At 43.9% G+C, this 25944-nt stretch carries 24 protein-coding genes and 2 tRNA genes; 22 read left to right on the forward strand and 4 right to left on the reverse strand.

The window, feature by feature from the left end:
- Positions 1 to 32: 32 nt before the first annotated feature.
- Complete coding sequence (gene greA / locus AACW75_RS03215; protein WP_017073082.1) at positions 33 to 506, forward strand: transcription elongation factor GreA; 474 nt, start codon at positions 33 to 35, stop codon at positions 504 to 506.
- A gap of 125 nt (positions 507 to 631) precedes the next feature.
- Here greA and yhbY read toward each other — a convergent pair whose 3' ends face one another.
- Positions 632 to 928, reverse strand: a complete 297-nt coding sequence (yhbY, locus tag AACW75_RS03220; protein WP_004734509.1) for a ribosome assembly RNA-binding protein YhbY — start codon at positions 926 to 928, stop codon at positions 632 to 634.
- 114 nt (positions 929 to 1042) lie between these two features.
- On the opposite strand from yhbY, the gene rlmE reads away from it, so the two are divergent.
- The 17 genes from rlmE (at position 1043) to AACW75_RS03305 (ending at position 19366) form a co-directional block, all read left to right on the forward strand.
- Positions 1043 to 1672, forward strand: coding sequence for a 23S rRNA (uridine(2552)-2'-O)-methyltransferase RlmE (gene rlmE, locus AACW75_RS03225; RefSeq protein ID WP_145570509.1), 630 nt, complete (start codon positions 1043 to 1045; stop codon positions 1670 to 1672).
- A gap of 107 nt (positions 1673 to 1779) precedes the next feature.
- A complete protein-coding gene (gene ftsH, locus AACW75_RS03230) occupies positions 1780 to 3756 on the forward strand; it encodes an ATP-dependent zinc metalloprotease FtsH (protein ID WP_029224781.1) in 1977 nt (658 codons plus the stop codon).
- A gap of 93 nt (positions 3757 to 3849) precedes the next feature.
- Positions 3850 to 4680 (forward strand): dihydropteroate synthase, encoded by an 831-nt coding sequence (gene folP / locus AACW75_RS03235; RefSeq protein WP_145570511.1) that lies wholly within the window; start codon positions 3850 to 3852, stop codon positions 4678 to 4680.
- Positions 4681 to 4701: 21 nt separating this feature from the next.
- The gene (gene glmM, locus AACW75_RS03240; protein ID WP_145570513.1) at positions 4702 to 6042 is read left to right on the forward strand and encodes a phosphoglucosamine mutase; all 1341 of its coding nucleotides are present in this window, start codon (positions 4702 to 4704) and stop codon (positions 6040 to 6042) included.
- A 278-nt stretch (positions 6043 to 6320) separates the two neighbouring features.
- Complete coding sequence (gene secG / locus AACW75_RS03245; RefSeq protein WP_029224780.1) at positions 6321 to 6653, forward strand: preprotein translocase subunit SecG; 333 nt, start codon at positions 6321 to 6323, stop codon at positions 6651 to 6653.
- Between the two features lie 16 nt (positions 6654 to 6669).
- Positions 6670 to 6754, forward strand: a tRNA-Leu gene (locus AACW75_RS03250).
- 53 nt (positions 6755 to 6807) lie between these two features.
- A tRNA-Met gene (locus tag AACW75_RS03255) sits at positions 6808 to 6884 on the forward strand.
- A 234-nt stretch (positions 6885 to 7118) separates the two neighbouring features.
- Positions 7119 to 7574 carry a ribosome maturation factor RimP gene (gene rimP / locus AACW75_RS03260; RefSeq protein ID WP_017072773.1) on the forward strand — a complete coding sequence of 152 codons (456 nt, stop codon included), beginning with the start codon at positions 7119 to 7121 and terminating at the stop codon, positions 7572 to 7574.
- A 35-nt stretch (positions 7575 to 7609) separates the two neighbouring features.
- Entirely contained in the window at positions 7610 to 9097 is a 1488-nt protein-coding gene (gene nusA, locus AACW75_RS03265; protein ID WP_017072772.1) for a transcription termination factor NusA, read from the forward strand.
- Between the two features lie 22 nt (positions 9098 to 9119).
- On the forward strand, positions 9120 to 11810 hold the full coding sequence (gene infB / locus AACW75_RS03270) for a translation initiation factor IF-2 (RefSeq protein WP_017072771.1): 2691 nt from the start codon (positions 9120 to 9122) through the stop codon (positions 11808 to 11810).
- Positions 11811 to 11944: 134 nt separating this feature from the next.
- Positions 11945 to 12358 (forward strand): 30S ribosome-binding factor RbfA, encoded by a 414-nt coding sequence (rbfA, locus tag AACW75_RS03275; protein WP_017072770.1) that lies wholly within the window; start codon positions 11945 to 11947, stop codon positions 12356 to 12358.
- On the forward strand, positions 12358 to 13311 hold the full coding sequence (gene truB / locus AACW75_RS03280; RefSeq protein ID WP_145564039.1) for a tRNA pseudouridine(55) synthase TruB: 954 nt from the start codon (positions 12358 to 12360) through the stop codon (positions 13309 to 13311). The genes rbfA and truB overlap by 1 nt, the downstream gene beginning before the upstream one ends.
- A 217-nt stretch (positions 13312 to 13528) precedes the next feature.
- Positions 13529 to 13798: a 30S ribosomal protein S15 gene (gene rpsO / locus AACW75_RS03285; protein WP_004734493.1), complete on the forward strand. Its 270-nt coding sequence runs from the start codon at positions 13529 to 13531 to the stop codon at positions 13796 to 13798.
- Positions 13799 to 14177: 379 nt separating this feature from the next.
- Positions 14178 to 16298: a polyribonucleotide nucleotidyltransferase gene (pnp, locus tag AACW75_RS03290; RefSeq protein WP_017072768.1), complete on the forward strand. Its 2121-nt coding sequence runs from the start codon at positions 14178 to 14180 to the stop codon at positions 16296 to 16298.
- 124 nt (positions 16299 to 16422) lie between these two features.
- Positions 16423 to 17361 (forward strand): lipoprotein NlpI, encoded by a 939-nt coding sequence (nlpI, locus tag AACW75_RS03295; protein ID WP_017072767.1) that lies wholly within the window; start codon positions 16423 to 16425, stop codon positions 17359 to 17361.
- Between the two features lie 171 nt (positions 17362 to 17532).
- A complete protein-coding gene (locus AACW75_RS03300; protein ID WP_145572327.1) occupies positions 17533 to 17940 on the forward strand; it encodes a MarR family winged helix-turn-helix transcriptional regulator in 408 nt (135 codons plus the stop codon).
- Between the two features lie 88 nt (positions 17941 to 18028).
- Complete coding sequence (locus tag AACW75_RS03305) at positions 18029 to 19366, forward strand: MATE family efflux transporter (protein WP_145572328.1); 1338 nt, start codon at positions 18029 to 18031, stop codon at positions 19364 to 19366.
- 83 nt (positions 19367 to 19449) lie between these two features.
- Here the strand turns inward: AACW75_RS03305 and AACW75_RS03310 are convergent, their stop codons facing one another.
- The 3 genes from AACW75_RS03310 to AACW75_RS03320 all read right to left on the reverse strand — a co-directional run bounded on the left by AACW75_RS03310 (position 19450) and on the right by AACW75_RS03320 (position 23586).
- Positions 19450 to 20328, reverse strand: coding sequence for a U32 family peptidase (locus tag AACW75_RS03310; protein ID WP_186437230.1), 879 nt, complete (start codon positions 20326 to 20328; stop codon positions 19450 to 19452).
- 18 nt (positions 20329 to 20346) lie between these two features.
- Positions 20347 to 21360, reverse strand: a complete 1014-nt coding sequence (gene ubiU / locus AACW75_RS03315) for a ubiquinone anaerobic biosynthesis protein UbiU (RefSeq protein WP_145572330.1) — start codon at positions 21358 to 21360, stop codon at positions 20347 to 20349.
- Positions 21361 to 21546: 186 nt separating this feature from the next.
- On the reverse strand, positions 21547 to 23586 hold the full coding sequence (locus AACW75_RS03320) for a sensor domain-containing protein (protein ID WP_145572331.1): 2040 nt from the start codon (positions 23584 to 23586) through the stop codon (positions 21547 to 21549).
- Between the two features lie 258 nt (positions 23587 to 23844).
- On the opposite strand from AACW75_RS03320, the gene ubiT reads away from it, so the two are divergent.
- The 4 genes from ubiT to rimI all read left to right on the forward strand — a co-directional run bounded on the left by ubiT (position 23845) and on the right by rimI (position 25923).
- Positions 23845 to 24372: a ubiquinone anaerobic biosynthesis accessory factor UbiT gene (ubiT, locus tag AACW75_RS03325; RefSeq protein ID WP_032497634.1), complete on the forward strand. Its 528-nt coding sequence runs from the start codon at positions 23845 to 23847 to the stop codon at positions 24370 to 24372.
- Positions 24356 to 24859 carry a GNAT family N-acetyltransferase gene (locus AACW75_RS03330; RefSeq protein ID WP_017072760.1) on the forward strand — a complete coding sequence of 168 codons (504 nt, stop codon included), beginning with the start codon at positions 24356 to 24358 and terminating at the stop codon, positions 24857 to 24859. Before ubiT ends, AACW75_RS03330 begins: the two co-directional genes overlap by 17 nt.
- Positions 24860 to 25076: 217 nt before the next feature.
- Positions 25077 to 25475, forward strand: coding sequence for a DNA polymerase III subunit psi (locus AACW75_RS03335; RefSeq protein ID WP_029224731.1), 399 nt, complete (start codon positions 25077 to 25079; stop codon positions 25473 to 25475).
- Entirely contained in the window at positions 25468 to 25923 is a 456-nt protein-coding gene (gene rimI / locus AACW75_RS03340; RefSeq protein WP_029224730.1) for a ribosomal protein S18-alanine N-acetyltransferase, read from the forward strand. The genes AACW75_RS03335 and rimI overlap by 8 nt, the downstream gene beginning before the upstream one ends.
- Positions 25924 to 25944 lie beyond the last annotated feature (21 nt).

Genomic DNA, 25944 nt, shown 5'->3' on the forward strand with positions numbered 1-25944 from the left:
GGCCAAAGAAAGCTTTGGCATAGAGGTAAAAAATGGAAAAGGTTCCAATGACAGTACGTGGCGCTCAAAAGCTACGTGACGAATTAGATCGCCTACTTAAGCTACGCCCTGTTATCTCAGCAGCTATCGGTGAAGCACGTGAACTAGGTGACTTGAAAGAGAATGCTGAATACCACGCAGCTCGTGAAGAGCAGGGTATCTGTGAAGCTCAAATTCGAGATATCGAATATAAGCTATCACTGGCTCAGATCATCGATGTAACCCAGATGGACAACACGGGTAAGATTATCTTTGGTACGACAGTGACTTTGGTTGATGTGGATACGGACGAAGAATTCCGTTACCAAATCGTTTCTGAAGATGAAGCCGAGATTAAAACGGGTCGTATTTCTGTGAAATCACCCATTGCTCGCGGTCTTATCGGTAAGATGGAAGGCGACGAAGTTCACATCTCTACCCCTGGCGGTGATAAAGATTTCGAAATTGACAAAGTTGAATACATCTAATTGAATTTGCTTTGTTTCTGATAAGTAAAAAGGTCGCTAATGCGACCTTTTTCGTTTCTCACGCTACACTAAAAGATAAACGCTATGGTTTTCTCTAAGTGAAGTTAGCTTATTATTAAGCTCGCTTATTTGCGTGGAATCTCGATTTTACGTGCTTCTGATTGACGGAACAGTACTAGAACTTTACCGATAGTCTGTACTTTCTCAGCTTTAGATTCACGTACAATTGCATCGATAATCAGTTGCTTAGTCTCACGGTCTTCTGATGCAACTTTAATCTTGATCAGTTCATGGTGGTCTAGAGCCAATTCGATTTCCGCTAGAACAGCTTCAGTAAGTCCATTTGCGCCCATTAGCACGACAGGTTTTAAACTGTGAGCTAGGCCCTTTAGATGCTGCTTTTGTTTGGTACTTAGGTTCATTACGCGGCCAATTTTATTTAGTATTAGGGTTGAAAAAACCTATTTTAACGCCATCTAAAGCTGAAGACTATAATTTATTCAGCAATTAGTACTTTCCTCCAATTTAGGTATCCAATGAGTAAACAGAAACACTCGGCCAGTTCAGGCCGTTGGTTGAAGGAACACTTCGACGACAAGTATGCAAACGAAGCTAGAAAAAAAGGTTATCGTTCGCGTGCTTATTTCAAAATGGAAGAGATTCAAACTAAAGATAAATTGCTGACTCCTGGAATGACCATTGTGGATTTAGGGGCAGCGCCTGGCGGTTGGTCTCAATATGCTGCTAAGATTATTGGAGACAACGGACAAATCATTGCTTGTGATTTGTTGCCAATGGACCCGATTGCAGGAGTGAGCTTTCTGCAAGGCGATTTCCGTGAAGATGCTGTGCTAGAAGCTTTATTGGAACGTATACAACCAAACATGGTTGATGTAGTGATGTCTGATATGGCGCCTAATATAGCAGGCAATAATTCTGTGGATCAGCCAAGAGCTATGTATTTAGTTGAATTAGCTTTGGATATGTGTCGACAAGTTCTAGCTACCAATGGTAGTTTTGTTGTAAAAGTATTCCAAGGCGAAGGGTTTGACCAATATGTTAAGGACGTCCGTGAGATGTTTAAAACAGTCAAAGTGAGAAAACCCGACTCTTCTCGAGCTCGATCTCGTGAAGTGTTTATCGTAGCAACTGGTTACAAAGGTTAACGATTCTCTTCCAAGAGTGAGAGTTAACAACATGGCTACAGGTTACAAACTGTAGTACCCTACCTTTAATTACAATTAGTTATCGAGAGGCTTACACCTTGAGTGACATGGCAAAAAATTTAATTCTGTGGCTTGTTATCGCGGTTGTGTTGATGTCGGTATTCCAGAGCTTTGGCCCTGGGGAAAGTAACGGCAGAGCAGTAGATTACACCACGTTTGTACAGGAAGTTGGCCAAGGCCAGATTCAAGACGCACAGTTCAATAACAGCGAAATTACTTTCACACGTCGTGGCGGTGGTTCTAAGTATGTAACTTACATGCCTGTTTATGATCAAAAGCTACTTGATGACTTAATTAATCAAAACGTAAAAGTTCAGGGTACACCACCTGAAGAGCAGAGCCTGCTTGGCACTATCTTCATCTCTTGGTTCCCAATGATCTTACTGATTGGTGTGTGGATTTTCTTCATGCGTCAAATGCAAGGCGGCGGCGGCGGTAAAGGCGCGATGTCTTTCGGTAAGAGTAAAGCTCGAATGATGAGCGAAGAACAAATCAAAACGATGTTTGCTGATGTTGCTGGTTGTGACGAAGCAAAAGAAGACGTTAAAGAGCTTGTTGATTATCTTCGTGACCCAAGTCGTTTCCAAAAGCTAGGTGGTAAGATCCCGACAGGTATCCTGTTGGTTGGTCCTCCTGGTACTGGTAAAACATTGCTTGCAAAAGCGATTGCCGGTGAAGCGAAAGTACCGTTCTTTACTATCTCAGGTTCTGACTTTGTTGAAATGTTTGTTGGTGTCGGTGCATCTCGTGTGCGTGACATGTTCGAACAAGCGAAGAAAGCAGCACCTTGTATTATCTTTATCGATGAAATCGATGCTGTTGGTCGTCAGCGTGGCGCTGGTGTTGGTGGTGGTCACGATGAGCGTGAACAAACACTAAACCAAATGCTGGTTGAGATGGATGGTTTCGAAGGTAACGAAGGTATTATCGTTATCGCTGCGACTAACCGTCCAGACGTACTTGACCCAGCATTGCTTCGTCCAGGCCGTTTTGACCGTCAAGTAGTGGTTGGTCTACCGGATGTACGTGGTCGTGAACAGATTCTTAAAGTACACATGCGTAAGGTTCCACTATCAGGTGATGTTGAACCATCTCTGATTGCTCGTGGTACACCAGGTTTCTCTGGTGCAGACCTTGCGAACCTTGTGAACGAAGCCGCTCTATTCGCTGCTCGCGGTAACAAGCGCAATGTTTCTATGGTTGAGTTTGAATTAGCGAAAGACAAAATCATGATGGGTGCTGAGCGCCGTTCAATGGTTCTAACTGAAGAAACGAAAGAATCGACGGCTTACCATGAAGCTGGTCATGCAATTGTTGGTCGTTTAGTGCCTGAGCACGATCCAGTGTACAAAGTATCTATCATCCCTCGTGGTCGAGCGCTTGGTGTTACTATGTATTTACCAGAACAAGATCGTGTAAGTATGAACCGTCAACACCTAGAATCGATGATTTCTAGCCTATACGGTGGTCGTCTTGCTGAGGAATTGATTTACGGTTCAGACAAGGTATCGACAGGTGCATCAAACGATATTGAACGTGCCACTGATATTGCTCGTAAGATGGTGACTCAATGGGGCTTCTCTGAAAAACTAGGCCCTCTTCTTTATGCAGAAGAAGAAGGTGAAGTTTTCTTAGGTCGAGGAATGAGCAAAGCTAAACACGTATCGGATGAAACCACTCGACTTATCGATGAAGAGATTCGTATCCTAATTGATCGTAATTACGCTCGAGCGAAACAAATACTCGAAGACAATATGGATTTAATGCACTCAATGAAAGATGCATTAATGAAGTATGAAACGATTGATGCGGGGCAAATTGATGATTTGATGGATCGTAAAACCGAGATCCGTGAGCCTGCTGGTTGGGGTGAACAAGTAAAAGCAGAACCTGCAAAGGAAGAAGCCAAGCCTGAAGCTGACGTTAAATCTGAAGAACAAGCTAAAGCCGAACCAGAAGCTGAAGAGTCGAAAGTTGAAGACGTTAAATCTGAATCAGATGATACTCAAAACAAAGATTCTTAATCGCTAAGCTATAAATTAAAACCCTGAGTACGCTCAGGGTTTTTCTGTTTATAGCTCAAGGTGTTTTTTTTTACTCTTTAAGACCTGCCTTTCATGATATTAAAAGCAAACAATAAAACGCTCGTTTTAGACCGCCCACATGTAATGGGTATCCTCAATGTCACCCCTGATTCTTTTTCTGATGGTGGGGAATTCAGTTCATTAGATAATGCCTTACTGCGAGCTGAACGAATGATTCAAGCTGGCGTTAGCATTATTGACATTGGTGGCGAATCGACCCGTCCTGGTGCTCCGGAAGTTACCTTAGAAGAAGAGCTATCCCGAGTGATTCCTGCGATTAAAGCAATTCGTGCTAAGTCTGATGTCTGGATCTCTATTGATACCAGTAAAGCGGAAGTGATGCGCCAAGCTGTTGAGGTCGGCGCAGATCTGATCAATGATGTGCGCGCTTTACAAGAGCCCGGAGCCTTAGAAGCTGCCGCAAATGCTGATGTTCCTGTTTGCCTGATGCACATGAAAGGCCAACCAAGAACCATGCAAGCTAACCCAAGTTACGATGATGTGCTAACAGATGTGGAAGGCTTTTTGAAAGAAAGAGTTGAAGCTTGTGAAACTGTAGGTATCTCTAAAGAGCAACTGATTCTTGACCCCGGTTTTGGTTTTGGTAAAACCATTGAACACAATTACCACCTATTAGCACAACTTGATAAATTTCATAAGCTTGGGTTGCCAATTTTAGCTGGGATGTCGAGAAAATCGATGATCTTTAAGCTGTTGGACAAAGCACCGACTGACTGCATGGTAGCAAGTGTCACTTGCGCCACGATCGCCGCAATGAAAGGTGCCCAAATTATTCGCGTCCACGATGTTGAAGATACGTTGGAAGCGATGAAAATAATCGAAGTGATGAATAACAATCACTAATAATAATTAAGGAAAATCAATATGTCTGATAAAAGACGTTACTTCGGCACAGATGGTGTGCGTGGCAAAGTAGGCCAGTACCCGATTACACCTGATTTTGTTCTGAAGCTTGGCTGGGCTGCGGGCCGTGTTCTTGCGAAACAAGGCACGAAGAAAGTGATTATTGGCAAGGATACTCGTATCTCAGGCTACATGCTGGAATCTGCGTTAGAAGCCGGTCTTGCTGCTGCTGGTCTTCAGGCGACTTTTACGGGCCCGATGCCAACACCTGCTGTTGCTTACCTAACGCAAACATTCCGTGCGGAAGCCGGGATCGTTATCTCAGCATCGCATAACCCTTTCTATGACAACGGCATTAAGTTCTTCTCTTCTGAAGGAACTAAATTGTCAGATGAAATTGAGTTGGCTATCGAAGCTGAATTAGACAAAGATATTGAGTGCGTGGAATCTTCTGCATTGGGTAAAGCTGTACGCTTAAATGATGCAGCAGGCCGTTATATTGAATTTTGTAAAAGCACATTCCCACACAAAATGACGTTAGCGGGAATGAAGATTGTTGTCGATTGTGCACATGGCGCAACTTACCACATTGCTCCTGCTGTATTTAAAGAGTTGGGTGCAGAAGTTATTGCCATGGGCGTTGAACCTAATGGTACTAACATTAACCACGAAGTAGGCGCGACAGATGTACGTGCTCTGCAAGTGAAAGTCGTTGAAGAAAAAGCAGCATTAGGTCTTGGCTTTGATGGTGACGGTGACCGCATCATCATGGTTGACGAGTTAGGTAACAAGGTTGATGGCGACCAAATCGCTTATATCATTGCTCGTGATGCATTACGTCGAGGTGAGTTGAAAGGCGGTGTTGTTGGTACATTAATGACGAACCTTGGTATGGAAAACGGGCTTAAGCAATTGGGTATTCCATTTGTTCGTGCCGCTGTTGGTGACCGTTATGTTATGGAACAACTGCAGGCTAAAGGTTGGAAGATAGGTGCTGAAAACTCTGGTCACGTTATTCTATTGGACAAAGTAACGACGGGCGATGCAATTGTTGCTGCGCTTCAAGTGTTGGCTTCAGTCGTTGATAGTGAAATGACACTAAACGAACTTTCTCAAGGTATGACTTTATACCCTCAAGTTCTAGAAAACGTTCGCTTCAGTGGTGATTCAAACCCACTAGAAGCAGAAGCAGTTAAAGCTGCCGTTGTTGAAGTAGAAGCTGATCTTGGTGATAAAGGCCGTGTGCTATTACGTAAGTCTGGCACTGAGCCATTACTGCGTGTGATGGTAGAAGGTGAAGATGCAGAACTTGTTCAAGCGTCGGCACTTAAGATTGCAGATGCGGTAAAAGCGAACTGTTAATTTAGCCTTAACTTTAACGGACACAATGAATTGCGTCTGTTATCAGAAGTGGTTGAGTTATATGAAGGTTAAAAGAGGCCCAAATGAGTTTTGTGTCGCTTTTGACCTTTTTTTGACCATTCACTTGGTGAAGGCTTATTTTTTAGCAAATTCTCCTTGTCAGCCTTCGCCTCATTCGCTAGTATTGCTCGGCCTTCAGTTAGGAGGTCGCTAGCCTTGTTCTTAAAAATAGTTTTTTGAACGGCGCTGGCTCAACAATTAGGAACATAGGTGGAAAAATGTTTACAGTTCTACTTGTGATTTACCTGTTGGCAGCGCTTGGTGTAATTGGCCTAGTGTTGATTCAACAAGGTAAAGGCGCAGATATGGGAGCCTCTTTCGGTGCTGGCGCTTCAAACACTGTGTTTGGTGCTGGTGGCTCAGGAAATTTCCTTACCCGAATGACTGCAGTTTTTGCAACTACATTTTTTATTCTTAGCTTAGTGCTTGGTAATATGTCTACACATAAAACTGAGTCACAATGGATTGACCCGACTCAAGGTCAGGTAATTCAGCAAGCTGATGATGCAGTGAGTGAAGTTCCGGCGCAAGGCGACGAAATTCCACAATAATCTGTAAAGATTTGATGCCGAGATGGTGAAATTGGTAGACACGCTAGCATGAGGTGCTAGTGCCTTAGGGTGTGAGGGTTCGAGTCCCTCTCTCGGCACCATGTTTACAAACTTGTAAAACATCTTGTTGGGCGTATAATGCTCGCAAGTCGGACGCGGGATGGAGCAGTTTGGTAGCTCGTCGGGCTCATAACCCGAAGGTCGTCGGTTCAAATCCGGCTCCCGCAACCAATTTCAATGCTATTATATAGCTTGTATTGGTAGCAAGTTTGCACAGTGTGAACCTCACTGTGAGTTAAGTGTGATATCCAATGTGATGGCACTTAACATATAAGGGTCCAGCAACAAAAACCCCGGTTTATACGGGGTTTTTTGTTATCTAAGCATTTGTAAATGCGTTTAGATAATGTTTGCTTGGAATTTAAATTGGGCTTTGAGCCCTTTTTTTGTTTCTGGAGTGGTTAAATGACTGGTTTAGAAAGACAACTTACTGAAATGCTTGACGCTCCAGTAGCAGCATCAGGTTATGAGTTAGTTGGATTAGAATTTATTCGTGCTGGTGAGCACTCAACGCTACGTATTTACATCGATTCACCAAATGGTATCAATGTAGATGATTGCTCTGAAGTTAGTCACCAAGTAAGTGCCGTAATGGACGTTGAAGATCCAATTTCAGTGGCTTATCACCTTGAAGTGTCTTCACCAGGTTTAGAGAGACCACTGTTCAAAGCAGAGCATTACCAACAATTTATTGGTCACGAGGTAAGCATCGTTTTGAAAATGGCTGTCGGCAACCGTCGTAAATGGAAAGGTGATATCCAATCTATTGAAGGCGAGACAGTAAAAGTATTGGTTGAAGGACAAGAAGAAGAATTCGTCCTTAGCAATATTGCGAAAGCTAACCTGATCCCTAAATTTTAGTTCTCCTAGAGAGATGAGCTTAAGAGGCTAGATTAATGAACAAAGAAATTTTGGCGGTAGTAGAAGCTGTTTCTAATGAGAAAGCAGTTCCTCGTGAGCGTATTTTTGAAGCGCTTGAAATCGCGCTTGCAACGGCAACAAAAAAGAAAAGCGAACTAGAAATTGAAGTTCGTGTTGAGATTGACCGTAAAACGGGTAATTTCGAAACTTTCCGCCGTTGGGAAGCTGTTGAGGAAGTTGAATTCCCAACAAAAGAAATCTCTATTGAAGCTGCAAAGTACGATGATCCAGAGATCGAACTTGGCGGTTTCATCGAAGATGATATCGAATCAGTAACGTTTGACCGTATTACGACTCAAACGGCTAAGCAAGTTATCGTACAAAAAGTACGTGAAGCTGAACGCGCTCAAATCGTTGAACAGTTTATTGATAACGAAGGCGAGTTAGTCACTGGCGCAGTTAAGAAAGTTAACCGTGATACCGTTATTCTAGACCTAGGTAACAACGCTGAAGCAGTAATCCTTCGTGATGATCAACTTCCTCGTGAAAACTTCCGTCCAGGTGACCGTGTTCGTGGCCTTCTATACGCAGTTAAACCAGAAGCTCGTGGTTTCCAGCTTTTCGTTACTCGTTCTAAGCCTGAAATGCTAGCTGAGCTATTCCGTGTTGAAGTACCTGAAATTGGCGAAGAGCTAATCGAACTTAAAGGTGCTGCACGTGACGCGGGTTCTCGTGCTAAAATCGCTGTTAAAACAAACGACAGACGTATTGACCCAGTTGGTGCGTGTGTTGGTATGCGTGGTGCACGTGTACAAGCGGTTTCTAACGATCTTGGCGGTGAGCGTATTGATATCGTTCTTTGGGACGATAACCCGGCTCAGTTCGTAATCAACGCAATGGCTCCTGCTGATGTTGCTTCTATCATCGTTGATGAAGACGCACACTCTATGGATATCGCTGTTGAAGCGGACAACCTAGCACAAGCGATCGGCCGTAGTGGTCAAAACGTACGTCTAGCATCTCAACTTACTGGTTGGGAACTAAACGTAATGACGGTTGCTGACCTTCAGAAGAAACACCAAGAAGAAGCAGTTGCTTCTATTGAAAACTTCATGAAGCACCTAGACATCGAAGAAGACTTTGCTCAACTGCTTGTTGAAGAAGGTTTCTCTACGCTAGAAGAAGTCGCTTACGTACCAGTAAACGAACTACTTGAAGTAGATGGTCTAGATGAAGGTATCGTTGAAGAATTACGTGGCCGTGCAAAAGATGCACTAACTACTCTCGCGCTAGCGAAAGAAGAAGCTTTCGACGGTGTTGAACCTGCTGAAGATTTGCTAGCACTTGAAGGCCTAGAGCGTGAAATGGCTTACAAACTAGCGGCAAAAGGCGTGGCAACATTGGAAGACCTAGCTGACCAAGGCGTTGATGAACTAGAAGGCATTGAAGACCTAACTACAGAGCGTGCGGGCGAGCTAATTATGGCTGCGCGTAACATCTGTTGGTTCGGCGACGAAGAATAACTCAGCAAGGAGAGAGAGCGGTATGACACAATTAACAGTTAAAGCACTGAGTGAAGAGATTGGTACGCCAGTTGACCGCTTAATTGAACAACTTGCTGATGCAGGCATGAAGAAAACAGATTCGGATCAAGTTACTGATTCAGAGAAGCAATCATTGCTAACGCACCTTAAAAAGGAGCATGGCGATACTTCTGGTGAAGCAGAACCGACTCGTTTAACTCTTCAGCGCAAAACCCGCAGCACGTTAAGTGTTGCTGCAGGAGGCGGTAAGAGTAAGGATGTTCAAGTAGAGGTACGTAAAAAGCGTACGTACGTGAAGCGCAGCACTATTGAAGATGAAGCGAAACGTGAAGCTGAGGAAGTAGCTAATCGTGAAGCGGAAGAGAATGCACAACGCGATGCTGAAGAGCAAGCGAAACGTGATGCTGCAGAGAAAGCACAGCGCGAAGTCGAAGAAAAAGTAACACGTGAAGCGGATGCAAAACGTGATGCTGAAGAGAAGACTCAACGCGCACAAGCTGAAAAGGCTAAAAAAGACATGAATTCAAAAAATGCAGACGCTAACGCACAAGCGAAAAAAGAAGCGGATGAACTAAAAGCTCGTCAAGAGCAAGAAGCAACTCGTAAAGCAGAAGCTGAAGCAGCTAAGCTTGTTGAAGAGGCTCGTAAGTTAGCAGAAGAGAACCAAGAACGTTGGTCTGAAGAAGAGAAGAAGAAGAAAGAGCAAGAGAAATCTGCGGATTACCATGTGACTACTTCTACTTACGCTCGTGAAGCAGAAGATGCGGCTGATAAAAAAGATGAGAAAGCTCCTCGTCGTCGCAAGAAGAAACCTGCTCCAGCAACTCAACCTGGCAATAACCGTGGTGGTCGTAACCAACGTGGTCGTGGCGGTAAAGGTAAGCTTGCTAAACCAACTTCAATGCAGCAAGGCTTTGATAAGTCAGCGACTGTTGCTAAATCTGACGTTGCTATCGGTGAGACTATTGTTGTTTCTGAACTGGCTAACAAAATGTCAGTTAAAGCAACTGAAGTTATCAAAGTAATGATGAAGATGGGCGCTATGGCGACTATCAACCAAGTGATTGACCAAGAAACAGCACAACTTGTTGCTGAAGAAATGGGTCACAAGGTAATCCTACGTAAAGAAAACGAACTTGAAGAAGCAGTACTAGCTGACCGTGATAACGATGCAGTTGCTGAAGGTCGTGCTCCTGTTGTTACTATCATGGGTCACGTTGACCACGGTAAAACTTCAACACTTGACTACATTCGTAAAGCACACGTTGCTTCTGGCGAAGCTGGCGGTATCACGCAGCACATTGGTGCTTACCACGTAGATACTGACAACGGTATGATCACTTTCCTTGATACTCCTGGACACGCGGCGTTTACCGCTATGCGTGCTCGTGGTGCTCAAGCGACAGATATCGTTGTACTTGTAGTTGCAGCAGACGATGGCGTAATGCCACAAACAATCGAAGCAATCCAGCACGCGAAAGCGGCAGGTGTTCCTCTGATTGTTGCTGTGAACAAGATCGATAAAGAGGGTGCAAACCCAGACAACGTTAAGAATGAGCTAGCTCAATACGACGTTATCCCTGAAGAATGGGGCGGTGAGAACATCTTCGTTCACATCTCTGCAAAACAGGGTACAAACATCGATGGTCTTCTAGAAGCTATCCTTCTTCAGTCTGAAGTTCTTGAGCTTACAGCGATTAAAGAAGGCATGGCATCTGGTGTTGTTGTTGAATCTCGTCTTGATAAAGGTCGCGGTCCAGTTGCAACAGTACTAGTACAGTCTGGTACTCTAAACAAAGGCGATATCGTTCTTTGTGGTCAAGAGTACGGCCGTGTTCGTGCAATGCGCGATGAAAATGGTCAAGACATTGAAACTGCAGGTCCATCTATTCCTGTAGAAATTCTAGGTCTTTCTGGCGTTCCTGCTTCAGGTGACGAAGCAACGGTTGTACGTGATGAGCGTAAAGCTCGTGAAGTTGCGAACTACCGTCAAGGTAAATTCCGTGATGTTAAACTAGCTCGTCAACAAAAAGCGAAGCTAGAGAACATGTTCGCGAACATGACGGCTGGCGAAGTTGCTGAGCTTAACGTTGTACTTAAAGCTGACGTTCAAGGTTCTGTAGAAGCTATTGCTGACTCTCTACTGAAACTGTCAACTGACGAAGTTAAAGTGAACATCGTAGGTTCTGGTGTTGGTGGTATTACTGAAACTGATGCAACACTTGCAGCTGCTTCTAACGCTATCATCCTTGGTTTCAACGTTCGTGCTGACGCAACTGCGCGTAACACGGTTCAAAACGAAAACCTAGATCTACGTTACTACTCAATCATTTACCAACTGATTGACGAAGTTAAACAGGCGATGGGCGGTATGCTTGCTCCTGAATTCCGTCAAGAGATCATTGGTCTTGCTCAAGTTCGTGACGTGTTCAAGTCACCTAAGATTGGCGCAATCGCTGGTTGTATGGTTACTGAAGGTATCATCAAGCGTAGCAACCCAATCCGCGTTCTTCGCGAAAACGTTGTTATCTACGAAGGTGAACTAGAGTCACTTCGTCGCTTTAAAGATGACGTTCAAGAAGTTAAAAATGGTTACGAGTGTGGTATCGGCGTTAAGAACTACAACGACGTTCGCGTTGGTGACCAGATCGAAGTATTCGAAATCGTTGAGATCAAACGTACTCTAGACTAACCAGTCTGTACGACTCGACATATTGACTAAGGTTACTAACATTACTAGTAAAGGTAATAAGTAATCGGTTGTTGAATACACCATGGGGGGCTGGTAATTACCAAGCCCCCCATCTTTCTAAGTGAGAAAAGAAAATGTCAAAAGAATTTAGCCGCACACAACGTGTGTCTCAGCAGCTTCAAAAAGAGCTTGCTTTCATCCTACAACGTGAAGTTCGTGATTCACGTATTGGTATGGTAACTATCTCAGACGTAGAAGTGTCTCGTGATCTTGCATACGCAAAAGTGTTCGTGACTTTTCTATGTATTGGTGAGCAAACGCCTGAATCATGCCTTGCTGCTCTTAAAGAGCATGAAGTGCCAGTTCGTATGGCTCTTGGTAAGCGTATTCGTCACCGCCTAACGCCTGAGGTTCGTTTTACTTATGACAACACTTTGGTAGAAGGCATGCGTATGTCTAACCTAGTAAGCGAAGTACTAAGCGACGACAAGCGTAAGCAAGAAGAAGCAGGCCGTACTGACGAAACTCAGTCTAAGGACGAAGAGTAATGGCTCGCCGTCGTAAAGGTCGCCCTATAAATGGGGTAATTTTATTAGATAAGCCTACGGGCATTTCATCTAATGATGCACTGCAAAAAGTAAAACGTATTTACTTTGCAGAGAAGGCTGGGCACACCGGTGCTCTGGATCCTCTTGCGACTGGCATGCTGCCAATTTGTCTTGGTGAAGCAACGAAGTTTTCTCAGTTTCTATTGGATTCTGATAAGCGCTACGTTGTGATCGCGAAGCTTGGTGAGCGTACCAACACCTCTGACTCTGATGGTGAAGTGGTTGAAACGCGTGATATTAATGTGACTCAAGAACAACTTGAACGCTGCATTGCAAGCTTCAAAGGTGAAACGGATCAGATTCCATCAATGTTCTCTGCATTGAAGTATCAAGGTAAACCTTTGTATGAATATGCACGTGCAGGTATCGAGGTTCCTCGTGAGTCTCGCAAGATCACCGTGTATTCTATTGAGCTACTTCGCTTTGAAGGTGATGAAGTTGAGATGGAAGTACATTGTTCTAAAGGTACCTACATTCGCACAATCACTGACGATCTTGGTGAAATGCTTGGCTGTGGTGCTCACGTTACCATGCTTCGTCGTACTGGCGTTGCAAAGTATCCATACGAGCGTATGGTCACTTTAGAGCAACTAAATGCGATCTTAGAACAAGCACAGGAGCAAGAAATTGCGCCTAAAGAGTTGCTTGATCCTCTGCTTATGGCAATGGATACCGCAGTGGAAGATCTACCGGAAGTTAATCTGAATGCGGAACTGACTGACCTAGTTCAGCACGGTATGCCAGTTCAGGTTTCTGGTGCTCCAACTGAAGGTACGGTTCGCATGACAAGTGGTGAAGAAAAGCTGTTTGTTGGTGTTGCTCATATCGCTGATGATGGCCGTGTCGCACCTAAGCGTTTGGTTGTTTTCAGAGATGAAGAACCACAAGCTTAGCGCTTAAGTCGAATCAGATAGTAGCTGTTCGTGTTGAAAGCGATCAAATAATTCAGAAAGCGGGCTCTTAAATTAAGTGGCTCGCTTTTTTAGTTTTTAAGGTGTTCGATTGTTATTGCACCAATTCATAAACTTCCCTATAATCCTCGGCTCGCGTAGCGGCTGAATCAGAGATTGGCTGCTACAAATATAAACTTACTCTTATCAGGAGAGATTTATGTCTCTGAATGCAGAAACTAAAGCAGCAATCGTTGCAGAATACGCACAATCTGAAGGCGACACAGGTTCACCAGAAGTACAAGTAGCACTACTTACTGCTTCTATCAACCACCTACAAGGTCACTTCAAAGCACACAAACACGATCACCACAGCCGTCGTGGTCTATTACGCATGGTTTCTAGCCGTCGTAAGCTTCTTGATTACTTGAAAGGCAAAAACCTTACTCGTTACCAAGACCTAATCAAGCGTCTAGGCCTACGTCGCTAATAGCGATGTCTGCAAAGACAGTTTGAAGAAAAGGAGCATTTATGCTCCTTTTTTTGTGCCTGTAAGAAAATGTTTGGCCGGATGCTCAGAATATCATCTGGCTTTTTCTGATAGGAAATATCTCTCCTAATAAAAATAGTTTATACTACGCCCGCCTATGCGTTTTCAACGCTGGGCAATCAACCTCTCAAGACGTTACAGTCACAGATGTCGGCCAATAGGTCGCGACTATTCAAAGGCGGATTTGGTCTTAATTCGGCGTATGAACTCATACAAAGAAGCATCATTCCCGAGTCCCTTTTTACTAGTCGCGATTGGTAATATCTTGAGTCATTATTCACTTAATCTAAAGTCATGACTTTAGAGCTAAGGATATACAATGTTTGAAAAACCAGTTGTAAAATCGTTCCAGTACGGTAACCACACCGTTACTCTAGAAACGGGCGTAATGGCACGTCAAGCTACTGCTGCTGTAATGGCAACTATGGACGATACATCAGTATTCGTTTCTGTTGTTGCTAAGAAAGAAGCTGTTGCGGGTCAAGATTTCTTCCCTCTAACAGTTAACTACCAAGAGCGTACATACGCTGCGGGTAAAATCCCAGGTGGTTTCTTCAAGCGTGAAGGTCGTCCTTCTGAAGGCGAAACGCTAACAGCTCGTCTGATTGACCGTCCAATTCGTCCACTTTTCCCAAGTGCGTTTAAAAACGAAGTTCAAGTTATCGCTACGGTTGTTTCTATCAACCCTGACGTAAACCCAGACATGATCACTATGATCGCAACGTCTGCTGCTCTTGCTATCTCTGGTGCTCCATTCAATGGTCCTATCGGTGCTGCACGTGTTGGTCACATCGACGGCGAACTTGTTCTTAACCCATCAAATACTGAGCTTGAAAGTTCTAAACTAGACCTAGTTGTGTCTGGTACAGAAGGCGCAGTACTAATGGTTGAATCTGAAGCAGATAACCTATCTGAAGAAGAAATGCTTGCAGCTGTTGTTTACGGTCACGACCAACAACAAGTTGTAATCAAAGCGATCAACGAGTTTGCAGCTGAAGTTGCAACACCATCTTGGAACTGGGAAGCACCTGCAGTTAACACTGAGCTTAAAGCTAAAGTTGCTGAGCAAGCTGAAACTCGTCTATCTGACGCGTACCAGATCACTGAGAAAATGGCTCGTTACGAGCAAGTTGGCGCAATCAAGAGCGACGTTGTTGAAACTCTAATTGCACAAGATGAAAACCTAGATGAGCGCGAAATCCGCGGCATGCTTGGTTCTCTAGAGAAAAACGTAGTACGTAGCCGCATCATTGCTGGCAACCCACGTATCGATGGCCGTGAAAAAGACATGATTCGTGCGCTAGACGTACGTACTGGTGTTCTTCCTCGTACACACGGTTCTTCTCTATTTACTCGTGGTGAAACTCAAGCACTTGTTACTGCAACGCTTGGTACACAACGTGATGCACAAATCATCGATAGCCTAATGGGTGAGAAGAAAGACAACTTCCTTCTACACTACAACTTCCCTCCATACTGTGTAGGTGAGACTGGTTTCGTTGGTTCTCCTAAGCGTCGTGAAATTGGTCACGGTAAGCTTGCTAAACGTGGTATCCAAGCAGTAATGCCTTCTGTTGATGAATTCCCATACACAGTTCGTGTTGTATCGGAAATCACTGAATCTAACGGTTCTTCTTCAATGGCTTCTGTATGTGGTACATCTCTAGCGCTTATGGATGCTGGTGTTCCAATCAAAGCTTCTGTTGCGGGTATCGCAATGGGTCTTGTTAAAGAAGGCGACGACTTCGTTGTTCTTTCTGACATCCTTGGCGATGAAGATCACCTAGGTGACATGGACTTTAAAGTAGCAGGTACTAACGCTGGTATCACTGCACTTCAAATGGACATTAAGATCGAAGGTATCACTAAAGAGATCATGCAAATTGCTCTTAACCAAGCGCAAGGTGCACGTAAGCACATCCTTTCTGTAATGGATGAAGCTATCTCTGGTGCTCGTGACGATATCTCTGAATTCGCTCCACGTATCCACACAATGAAAATCAGCTCTGATAAGATCAAAGATGTTATCGGTAAAGGCGGCGCAGTTATCCGTGCTCTTTGTGAAGAAACGGGTACTACGATTGAAATCGAAGACGATGGCACAATCAAGATTGCTGCTACTGAAGGCGCAGCTGCTAAAGAAGCTATCCGTCGTATCGAAGAGATCACAGCTGAAGTTGAAGTTGGCCGCATCTACCAAGGTAAAGTTGCTCGTCTAGCTGACTTCGGTGCATTCGTTACTATCCTTCCAGGTAAAGATGGTCTAGTACACATCTCTCAAATCGCTGACAAGCGTGTTGAGAAAGTGTCTGACTACCTAACTGAAGGTCAAGAAGTTCCTGTTAAGGTTCTTGAAATTGACCGTCAAGGCCGTGTACGTCTAAGCATGAAAGAAGCAGTTGAAACGCCTGTTGAAGGCGAAGCACCTGCTGCTGAGTAATTCTTAGTGTATTAATGGGAATATCGCTTTTTAGTGATTTCTAACCCATTGGTAAAAAAGCATGTTATAAAGGGGAGCATATCGCTCCCCTTTTTTATTGCGGTCATAACAGGAGTAATTATTTGTGAAATGGTTTCAAACCGCGAGTATGTGTTTACTGCTTGTACTAACTGGTTGTGCGACAACATCAGATAACACCTCACGTTGGGTGTATCCACCAATGGCTGTGCCACTGCAACCAAGCGTTCAACAAGAAGTTCAAATTGCACGCCTTAGTCAGTTACTGCAGCGTCCAGATTTGAACGATGAAGTTAGAGCTAAAATGTTGTTCGAGCGCGGTAACTATTACGACAGCGTTGGCCTACGTGATTTAGCGCGTCTTGATTTCAATCAGTCTCTTTCATTGAACCCCGCTCAACCTAATATCTTCAACCTTTTGGGTGTTTACTTTACGCAAGTAGGGGAGTTTGATGCCGCTTATGAATCTTTTGATTCTACGTTAGAGCTTGATCCTGCAAACTCGTACGCAGAAAGAAATCGCTCTATCGCACTCTATTATGGTGAGCGTTACGACTTAGCTAACGAAGAGATGATGAAACATTACGCCGATGATCCAAGTGATCCATTTCGTGCGCTTTGGCTTTACATCATCCAGCATGAACTCACGCCTGAACAAGCTAAGATTGATTTGCAAACCCGTTATGAGAGTCGTGATGAGCAATGGGGTTGGGTGTTAGTTGCAATCATGCTTGACGACATTACTGAAGAACAGGCTTTCAAAGCTATCCTAACCGGTACTCGTGATAACACGCTTCTTGCTCAACGTCTGACGGAAACGTACTTCTACCTTGCTAAGCGTCACCACATGAATGGTGATTACGCGAATGCTATCTCTTTGTACAAGTTAGCGGTTTCTTTTAACGTGTATGAATACGTAGAACACCGTTACTCTTTCTTAGAGTTAAGCCGTATCTTCACTACGCTTAAAGCCGAACATTTGGCGCAATCTAAATTAGCGGCCGCTAAATTGGCAGAAGCTGAAGAAGAAGCTAACGCTAAGTAAAGCGATACATTTTGATTCCGAAAAGCCGCTGCCTGTCAGCGGTTTTTTTTATGGCCCTTTTTTATGCTCCTTTTTTATAAACGGGGAGCTCGTTTTTGATTGCTTTTTATTTAAACAACACTAAAATAGTTAGCCTTGCTAACTAAATGTAAATTCTGTGGTTGGAAATCTATGCTGGACCAAAATCTAGAAAAAATTGAACGCTTTGCTTCTAAGATATGGCGAACTCAAGTTAATGAAGATCCGATCTGCCAGCTGAGCTTCAATGAGTATGATTATTTGAAGGTCATTCAGGCTGCGCCAGAGCCAATTAGGTTGACCGACCTTGCCATTGAGATGCAAGTGACTAAGCCTTCAGCGACTACCATGGTTCAAAGGTTAGAAAGAAAAGGTCTCGTTGAACGTAAAGCTTCTCTAGAAGATGCGAGATCCAAATTGGTAATTTTGACCGATAAGGCAGAAGTGGGGTTGGAAGAAGAAAGTAAGATCTATCAGGTAATGGCACAAATATTAGAAAGTCGTTTGTCTGAGCAGGAATCCTTACAATTAAACCAGCTGTTAGATAAAGCTTTGAAGTAAACAATTTAGATATTTAGTTAGCCTTGTTAACTAATTTTCGAGCCGCATCTTAATGATAGGTGGCTCACAGATGAAAGTAGAGTAAGAAATGAGTAACTCAATTAGTCGTCAGTTTTGGCGATACACAATTCCTACTGTTGCGGCTATGTTAGTGAATGGCCTCTACCAAGTGGTGGATGGTATTTTCATTGGTCGTTATGTTGGTGCCGATGGACTTGCGGGTATTAATGTCGCGTGGCCTGTGATTGGTTCGATCTTGGGTATTGGCATGCTTGTGGGTGTTGGTACTGGTGCGCTTGTCTCTATTCGTCAAGGAGAAAAGGACACCCAAGGTGCTAAGCAAATCTTAGCGACGGGTTTAACTTTGTTGTTAGCGATAACACCAATTGTCTCTATAGTGCTGTTCTTGTTTGCTGATAATTTCCTGTTATGGCAGGGTGCTGAAGGCAGGGTGTTTGATCTTGGGTTGCAGTATCTACACATTCTTATTGGAGCGAGTGTATTTACCTTAGGCTCTATCGCTATGCCGTTTTTGCTGCGGAACGATGACAGCCCCAACTTAGCTACAATACTGATGATCGTCGGTGCGGTGATTAACATCGTTCTTGATTACTTGTTTATCGCATTGTTTGGTTGGGAGTTGATGGGCGCAGCAGTGGCGACTGCCATTGCTCAATTTGTGGTAACAGGTTTAGGCTTAGCGTATTTCTTCTCTCGTAGAGCAAACCTTCGTTTACGTTGGAGTGAACTAAGGCTGAAGCTCGATGTGATTCCTCAAATTTTTGCTATCGGTACTTCAAGCTTCTTTATGTATGCCTATGGCTCGATGATGGTCGCTCTGCATAATGCTTTATTTGCACAGTATGGTAACCAATTGATGATTGGTGCGTACGCTATATTAGGCTACATCGTGACGGTTTATTACCTCACAGCTGAAGGTATCGCGAACGGGATGCAGCCATTAGTAAGCTACAATCATGGTGCTCGTAATCAAGCCAATATTCGTAAGTTGTTAAAGATTGCGATGTTGAGTTCAGTATTGATTGGTATCGCTTTTGTGTTGCTCTTGAACCTATTCCCGAGAGAGTTTGTCTCAGTGTTTAGTTCTGATGAACCACAACTGATTGAATACACGGTACTGGGTATTCGACTTCATATGTTTGCATTGGCTCTAGATGGTTTCTTGGTTGTGGCTGGTGCTTATTATCAGGCAGTGAATAAGGGCAGTAAGGCGATGTTTGTGACGATAGGTAACATGCTTATCCAGTTACCTTTCTTGTACATCATGCCTAAGTTATATGGTGTTCCTGGGATATGGATTGCGTATCCGCTATCGAATATTGCGTTGAGTGTAGTCGTGATGGTTATGTTGTATAAAGATGTAAAAAAGCTCGAACCCTCGACGCTGGAAGCGGCAGTAGCGTAGGGCATTTTTCTTGAATTGAATTAAAAAGGTCTAGCGCATGCTAGACCTTTTTGTATGCGCAATTTGTTGGCTTAATCGCTGTGCTAGATGTTCTTAACGTCTAGGCCTGCGAGTTGATGCCAGTAACCGTTGCATTGACGGCTTTCGATTGGCATTGGCTTTTGGCCGTGCTCATTGGCTCTGAAGTTGTTGATCTCAGAGAAAGTATCGATACCGAGTGGGCTTAAACGTACCACATCAACTAAGTCATGCATGTTGGGTAAGTCATTCACTAGGTTGTAGCAGTAGCCTGATTGTGTCTGGATACCATTAAGGTTAAATACAGACTGGCCTTCTTGGCTATCTACTTGTAGCCCTGTTGGATACTTGATGCAGCAAGTTTCGCAGTCGTCTTTAGCTTTGTTTTCTGCACGAGCGGTAAAGCAGCGTGCTGAGTAAGCAAGAGGCAGGTAGCCGTGGCTAAACACTTCAACTTCAAACTTATTACGGATGTTCAACTCTTCGCATTGGGTCATCACGTTGTTTAACCAATCACGAGAAAGCTCAACAGGCATACACCAACGAGTCATGCCTTGCTTTAAGAATAGGTTTAGAGTTCGAGCGTTGTAGGTATTGACTGCTGGGCCGACAATAAACGGTACTTTGCTTTCGCTTGCTAGCTGAATCGCAGACACGTCATTGGCTTCAATGGCGAAGTCGCCGTTATCAATGTACTTCTTCATGATGTTGACTTCGCTTGATGCTTCCAGCAAGGCCATGGTCGATAACACCACCTGCTTACCTGAGGCCGACAGCTCTTTGGCGATATCCATCCAATGCTTGGCTTTCATCTCTCGACGTTTTGAGCAAACCGATTCACCTAGATAGATGATATCAGCAGAGCTTGATTTCGCTTGCTCATAGAAACTTTCAACGTCTTGTTTTGACCAAAAATAAAGCAGAGGGCCTAATGCGTATTTCATTGAGTTCTCCATGTGGCTCTATTGCCATTTACGGTGATAAGCGCCAAGCGTAGTTTGTGTACCTTCCGATACATTCGCCAGTGTCGCATTCCAAGCTTGTTCCACCTGGTATTGTTCTGGATTGGCTAAGTAGCGGTCGATAGCTGCTCGCCAAGTTTTAGTTACTTGTTCAACATAAGCTGGGCTACGCTGGCGACCTTCAATCTTAACTGAGGCTACATTAGCGGCAAAAAGCTCTGGTAACATTGACAGCGTATTGAGGCTAGTTGGCTCTTCAAGTGCGTGGTAGCGTTTACGTTCACCATCAATGTTCGCTTCAAAGCGACCTTTGCACAGTGTTGGGTAGCCTGCGTTTTCACCGGCTACATATTTGTCGATAAGGATCTCATTCAAGCGCGATTCTAGGCCTGTTTCTGTTTCTTGCCATCGGACGTATTTTGCTGGAGAGCATGCGCCAACCGTATTGGGTGATTCACCTGTCATGTATGAAGAGAGGTAACAACGACCTTCAGCCATAATGCACAAACTACCAAAAGCGAATACTTCAAGGTCAACGTCAGAAGTGATATTACGAGAAAGCTGTTTGACCTGATGAATCGATAATACGCGAGGCAATACCACACGTTTAACGTTGAAGTTTTTGTGATAGAAGTCGATTGCTGCTGCATTGGTTGCAGAAGCTTGTACCGAGAGGTGCAGTTCTAAATCTGGATACTTATTTGCTGCGTATTCGAGAACCGCAATATCAGCGATGATCAAGGCATCAACCCCAAGTGCAGCTGCGTTGTCTACGGCATTGGTCCAGCGTTCTAAGCCATTTGGGTGAGCAAAAGTATTTAAGGCAACATGAATTTTCTTGTTGCGGTCATGCACATACTGAACAGCACGATCGAGCTTTTTACCCGCAAAGTTTAGGCCTGCAAAGTGTCGGGCATTGGTATCGTCTTTGAATCCGATATAGACAGCATCCGCACCGCAATCAATGGCGGTTTTCAAAGCAGGTAAGTTACCCGCTGGGCATAAGAGTTCCATTTGCTCACTACCAGTAGAAATAAGTTGAGGCGAGCATTTTATGAAGAATTATGAATGACAGAATTGATGTAAGGCAGGTTTAGATGGATAAATCTACTTTTACTCCGTTTGAGGTACTGACTCGTGACCATTTTGCTTGGTTTTGTGGGTTTGATTTATAAGGGGAGTTTGAGTCGAATTACTTAACTAGTTTTTATGACGGCGATTCTGGGCAAATAGCTCTTCAACATCTTGTTTTGGTTGAGGGCGGTAGAAATGGAATCCCTGAATGGAGCTACAGTTGAGGTTCGACAGTAGCGTCGCTTGTTCACTGGTTTCGACACCTTCTGCAACCACTGTTAAATCGAGAGATTTGCCAAGGTTGATGATGTTTTCGATTACTGTGATTTGCTTTGGTAGCGTATCGATATCAGAGATAAAAGCTCGGTCAATTTTAAGCTCATCAATTGGGAAGCGAGCCAAATAAGACAGAGAAGAGTAGCCCGTACCAAAATCATCGATGGACAGAGCAAAGCCCAGCTTTTTAATAGCATTGAGCATTTGAAGTGTGTGCTCACTATCACTCATTACTGCACTTTCTGTTAGCTCAAACGTAATTGCACTTGGATCTAACTCAGTAGAACGCAGTAGTTTTTCAACGTAATCAATCAGTTTTGGGTTGCCAAATTGCTCTGGCGAAAGGTTGATCGCTACGCGGCCTGGAAGGATACCTTGCATCTTCCAGCGTTTAACCGTAGCAAATACCTCACGCATAACCACACGACCAAGCTGCTCGATAAGGCCGGCACGTTCTGCTACTGGGATGAATGCCGCAGGGCTGATATAGCCTTCTACAGGGTGCTTCCAACGTACCAGAGCTTCAGCGCCATTGATGGTGAAGTCACGCGCATTCACCTTCGGTTGATACCAAACTTCGAGTCCGTTCTGTTGAAGTGCTTTTTGTAGTTCTATCTCAAGCCATAGGCGCATACGCGCTTCTTTGTTCATCTGTTCGTTGAACTTAATCAAGCGGTTACGACCACGATCTTTGGCTTCATACATCGCAGTGTCTGCATTTTGCAGCAAGATACGTGCGTCTGTACCATCTTGAGGGAAGCTCACGCTGCCAATCGAGCAGGCTAAGCGCTTACTAAAGTGATGAAGATCGAAGGGCTGATTGATCAACGCGATGATCTTTTCTGAGAGCGTCTCTGGTGTTCGAGGGTGTTCTGGTTCTGGCAGAATGATACCAAATTCATCTCCACCTAAGTGACCAATAACAGCTTGTCGAGGTAGTAGGCGTTTTAAGCGAGAAGCGACCTCTTTAATCACCTTGTCACCGATGTGATGGCCCAGTGAGTCATTGATATTTTTAAAGTTATCAATGTCCAAATAGAGCATCACAACAGGAGTGTCATTCTGAATGAACTGCTCAAGGCGCTTGGTAAATCCAACTCGATTATAAAGCTTCGTCAGCGCATCAATGTAGGCGTCTTCACTGTTAGCCGGTGTAAACTGCTTTGCGGTCTCTTGCGCGTCTTGGATAAGAACAAGTTGCGTATTACTTCCAAGAATGGAAGTTGAGTCGATATGCAATTGAACTTTACGTTCAAAACCACATCTGGCGCCCGTTAAGCAAACTAAACCAGACTCAGAAATAATAGAACTCAGGCTATTATTGAAGACTGTTTTGGTTTGTTCATCGATAAATAAGCGACCTAATTCTTCGCCAATTAACTCAGTGGTCGAGTTGAACCCGAGCAATCGTGCTGCGGCCGGGTTTGACGACAAGATGTAGTCGCTTTCGACTAGGAGTAACCCGTCTGGGAGCAGTTGAGATAGCTTGTGGAATTTTGCTTCGGATTCTTCTAAAGAACGGACAAGCACTTGGTTCTCTGAGGTGTCGAAGGCGTGAAAGACGATGTAGTCGGTTTTGTTGCCGTTAGTAAGAGGGGATATGCTGAAATGCAGGCTGGTATCGAGATCGGTTTCGTTGAGGGTGACTTCGGCCTCAATCGCTTCGCCATTGAACGCACGCTCATAATACGGTTTAAGGTGTTGGTAGAATTGTTCGCCCAGTGTTTGGCGGTCATTCATGCCAGCAAGCTCTGTTTGACTTAAACCAGCAATATCGCAATAACGCTCATTAACCATAAAATAATTATGTTGAGCATCAAGGACAGCAAAAAAAAACGGACTGTTTGCCGTTAGCTGGGTAAACCAATGTTGTAGTTGTTGGGGTGGCATCAAAGTACTACCAATTCTCCAAGAGCTTGAATATTCACTATCGATAAATATTTATTACTTTTTGTGTGGCTATCGATATTTACCTGTGAGTGCAGCGATCCGCTGTAATTCTCATTACCTGAGTTACTATAACTGTGATTTTCAGGATATTAAAGGTCGAGTATCAAAGAGAAGTTAATTTGATACATAACAGTAACTGAGATTTCAACATCATCTATGATGCATTCCATATTATTGACAAAGTTACGGATAAGTCACGTGATAAACAAGATTCGCACTCAACTAGTTCAAAATGCCGCATCAATTTTGCGATCTCCAGTCCAGTTATTGCCTAAAACAGTACAAAAAAGAGCCTTATTAGAAGCACTGAAAAATGTTTTTAAGGAAGCTTTAGAAGACGGTGACTTTGAGTTCTTAGAAGACAAGTGGCTTAAGGTCTCAATAAAAGATATGGGATTAAGTTGGTGTATTAGCTACCAAAATGAGCAACTAGTTGTAGCTGATAAAGATGTTGATGAAGATGTAAGCTTCAGCGGTAATCTGAACGATCTTGTACTCATTGCGGGCCGTAAAGAAGACCCTGATACGCTTTTCTTCCAACGTAGACTGTCTATTGAGGGTGATACTGAGCTAGGTTTAGAAGTCAAAAACTTGATGGATAGCGTAGATTTGGACTTATTGCCGACTCCTATGAAAACTTTGTTAAATCAATTAGCTGATTTTGTGCAGAAGGGGGTACAATCCCCAGATACACAAAGTGAGGTAATGAATGCTTATTCGAACTGAAGCACCGGCAGATATACTTGTCATTGATCGTTTATTGAAATCTGTTTTTGATACGGATGCAGAAGCTAATTTGGTTATGAGCTTGCGTGAGAATAGTCATTTAACGCTATCGCTGGTGGCTTGTTCTGATGACGGTGAGGTGGTTGGTCACCTGATGTTTAGCCCTATCACCCTCGACGGTGACGATCATAACTGGCAGGGCCTTGCGCCTCTAGCTGTGAAGGAAGAGTATCGTAATCAAGGTATTGCGAAGTCTTTGGTCGAAGAAGCTTTCTCTACTTTAGTTGATTTTGGTTATCCAGCCTGTGTTGTGCTAGGTAACCCTGCTTACTATGGTCGCTTTGGGTTCAAAGCAGCGAATGAATTTGGCCTTAGTTGTGTTTGGGATGTGCCTGAAGGGGCGTTCCAAGCTATTGAACTGGTCGAAGGTACGTTGGCTGGTCATTCGGGTGAGATTGCTTATAGCCCAGAGTTTGATGACTTATAACCAACGACACTTAGATGCAGTGCTAAAGTAGCCATGCGCATCAAAAGATAGCGCTAAACTACATGAACTGATTCAGTATAAATAAAGGAGCTTGATGCTCCTTTATTTTTTGTTAGTATCAGCCCGTTCTAATAAGCTTCTTTCAATTAGTTCAGTACCAATAAATACAGCTTCAACAAACTCAGATCTAACAAACTTAAGGTTACAACCGCTAGATATGTCACAAACACACGCGCAATACCTGCAAGAGATGGGCATCAGCCAATGGGAGCTTAGTCACCCTGAACGTTTGGCTGGTTACGAGTCTGAACTGACTCCGCTCTCTAATGACTGCAAGTTATTACTAGTTTCTCCTGAAAAACCGCAGGAAGATCTCGCCGTGATGTTTGAGCGAGTTCTCAAAAGTATTAAGCTCGACTTATCTCAAGCATTACATATTCAACCTCAACATTTATCTTCCCTTGATCTAGGCGCGGTTGAATGGGTGTGGTTTGCTGGTTGTGACTCCAGTCATGAATTGAATGCAAAGACACTTCAATCTCCATTACTGTCTGACATTAACGGAAACAACCAACATCGCCGCGACTTATGGCAACAAATTTGTGCTTATGACTAATCAATTATTACCGACTTCAGAACAACACCTTGACGCTATTTGGAAGATTGAGCAGAGCGCGCATTCTCATCCTTGGTCCGAAAACATGATCCGTGATCTTAATAGCCGTGGAGGCAGCCACCGTGTTTTAGAGGTGGGTGGAGAGGTTGTCGGTTATTTCTACGCACAGAATATTGTTGGTGAAGTGACCTTGCTTACGATAGCGGTTGATCCGAAGCATCAAGGTAAAGGTTATGGTAAAGCTTTGGTGGAGCACTTTCTCGATATGTGTGAGCAAGCTGACGCTGAAAGTGCTTGGTTGGAAGTTCGAGAAAGTAACGTTAATGCTTTTCATCTTTACGAGAAGGCTGGCTTTAATGAAGTCGACCGCCGTCGTAACTATTATCCAACCAAGCAAGGCAATGAAGATGCGATCATTATGAGCTATCTTTTTATGTCGTTTAGCTAGTCATATTATGTCTTTTGGCTA

This window comes from Vibrio sp. L3-7 (assembly GCF_963898195.1).
Classification (GTDB): Bacteria; Pseudomonadota; Gammaproteobacteria; order Enterobacterales; family Vibrionaceae; genus Vibrio; species Vibrio echinoideorum.

Bases quoted from the DNA above. Each gene is read 5' to 3' on its own strand.
- AACW75_RS03300 (WP_145572327.1), top strand. From the start codon at position 17,533: ATGCTGGACCAAAATCTAGAAAAAATTGAACGCTTTGCTTCTAAGATA.
- folP (WP_145570511.1), top strand. From the start codon at position 3,850: ATGATATTAAAAGCAAACAATAAAACGCTCGTTTTAGACCGCCCACAT.
- infB (WP_017072771.1), top strand. From the start codon at position 9,120: ATGACACAATTAACAGTTAAAGCACTGAGTGAAGAGATTGGTACGCCA.
- ubiU (WP_145572330.1), bottom strand. From the start codon at position 21,360: ATGGAACTCTTATGCCCAGCGGGTAACTTACCTGCTTTGAAAACCGCC.
- rlmE (WP_145570509.1), top strand. From the start codon at position 1,043: ATGAGTAAACAGAAACACTCGGCCAGTTCAGGCCGTTGGTTGAAGGAA.
- greA (WP_017073082.1), top strand. From the start codon at position 33: ATGGAAAAGGTTCCAATGACAGTACGTGGCGCTCAAAAGCTACGTGAC.
- yhbY (WP_004734509.1), bottom strand. From the start codon at position 928: ATGAACCTAAGTACCAAACAAAAGCAGCATCTAAAGGGCCTAGCTCAC.
- rpsO (WP_004734493.1), top strand. From the start codon at position 13,529: ATGTCTCTGAATGCAGAAACTAAAGCAGCAATCGTTGCAGAATACGCA.
- rimP (WP_017072773.1), top strand. From the start codon at position 7,119: ATGACTGGTTTAGAAAGACAACTTACTGAAATGCTTGACGCTCCAGTA.
- AACW75_RS03310 (WP_186437230.1), bottom strand. From the start codon at position 20,328: ATGAAATACGCATTAGGCCCTCTGCTTTATTTTTGGTCAAAACAAGAC.
- truB (WP_145564039.1), top strand. From the start codon at position 12,358: ATGGCTCGCCGTCGTAAAGGTCGCCCTATAAATGGGGTAATTTTATTA.
- rbfA (WP_017072770.1), top strand. From the start codon at position 11,945: ATGTCAAAAGAATTTAGCCGCACACAACGTGTGTCTCAGCAGCTTCAA.
- secG (WP_029224780.1), top strand. From the start codon at position 6,321: ATGTTTACAGTTCTACTTGTGATTTACCTGTTGGCAGCGCTTGGTGTA.
- AACW75_RS03320 (WP_145572331.1), bottom strand. From the start codon at position 23,586: ATGCCACCCCAACAACTACAACATTGGTTTACCCAGCTAACGGCAAAC.
- nusA (WP_017072772.1), top strand. From the start codon at position 7,610: ATGAACAAAGAAATTTTGGCGGTAGTAGAAGCTGTTTCTAATGAGAAA.
- glmM (WP_145570513.1), top strand. From the start codon at position 4,702: ATGTCTGATAAAAGACGTTACTTCGGCACAGATGGTGTGCGTGGCAAA.
- ftsH (WP_029224781.1), top strand. From the start codon at position 1,780: ATGGCAAAAAATTTAATTCTGTGGCTTGTTATCGCGGTTGTGTTGATG.
- pnp (WP_017072768.1), top strand. From the start codon at position 14,178: ATGTTTGAAAAACCAGTTGTAAAATCGTTCCAGTACGGTAACCACACC.
- AACW75_RS03335 (WP_029224731.1), top strand. From the start codon at position 25,077: ATGTCACAAACACACGCGCAATACCTGCAAGAGATGGGCATCAGCCAA.
- AACW75_RS03330 (WP_017072760.1), top strand. From the start codon at position 24,356: ATGCTTATTCGAACTGAAGCACCGGCAGATATACTTGTCATTGATCGT.
- rimI (WP_029224730.1), top strand. From the start codon at position 25,468: ATGACTAATCAATTATTACCGACTTCAGAACAACACCTTGACGCTATT.
- AACW75_RS03305 (WP_145572328.1), top strand. From the start codon at position 18,029: ATGAGTAACTCAATTAGTCGTCAGTTTTGGCGATACACAATTCCTACT.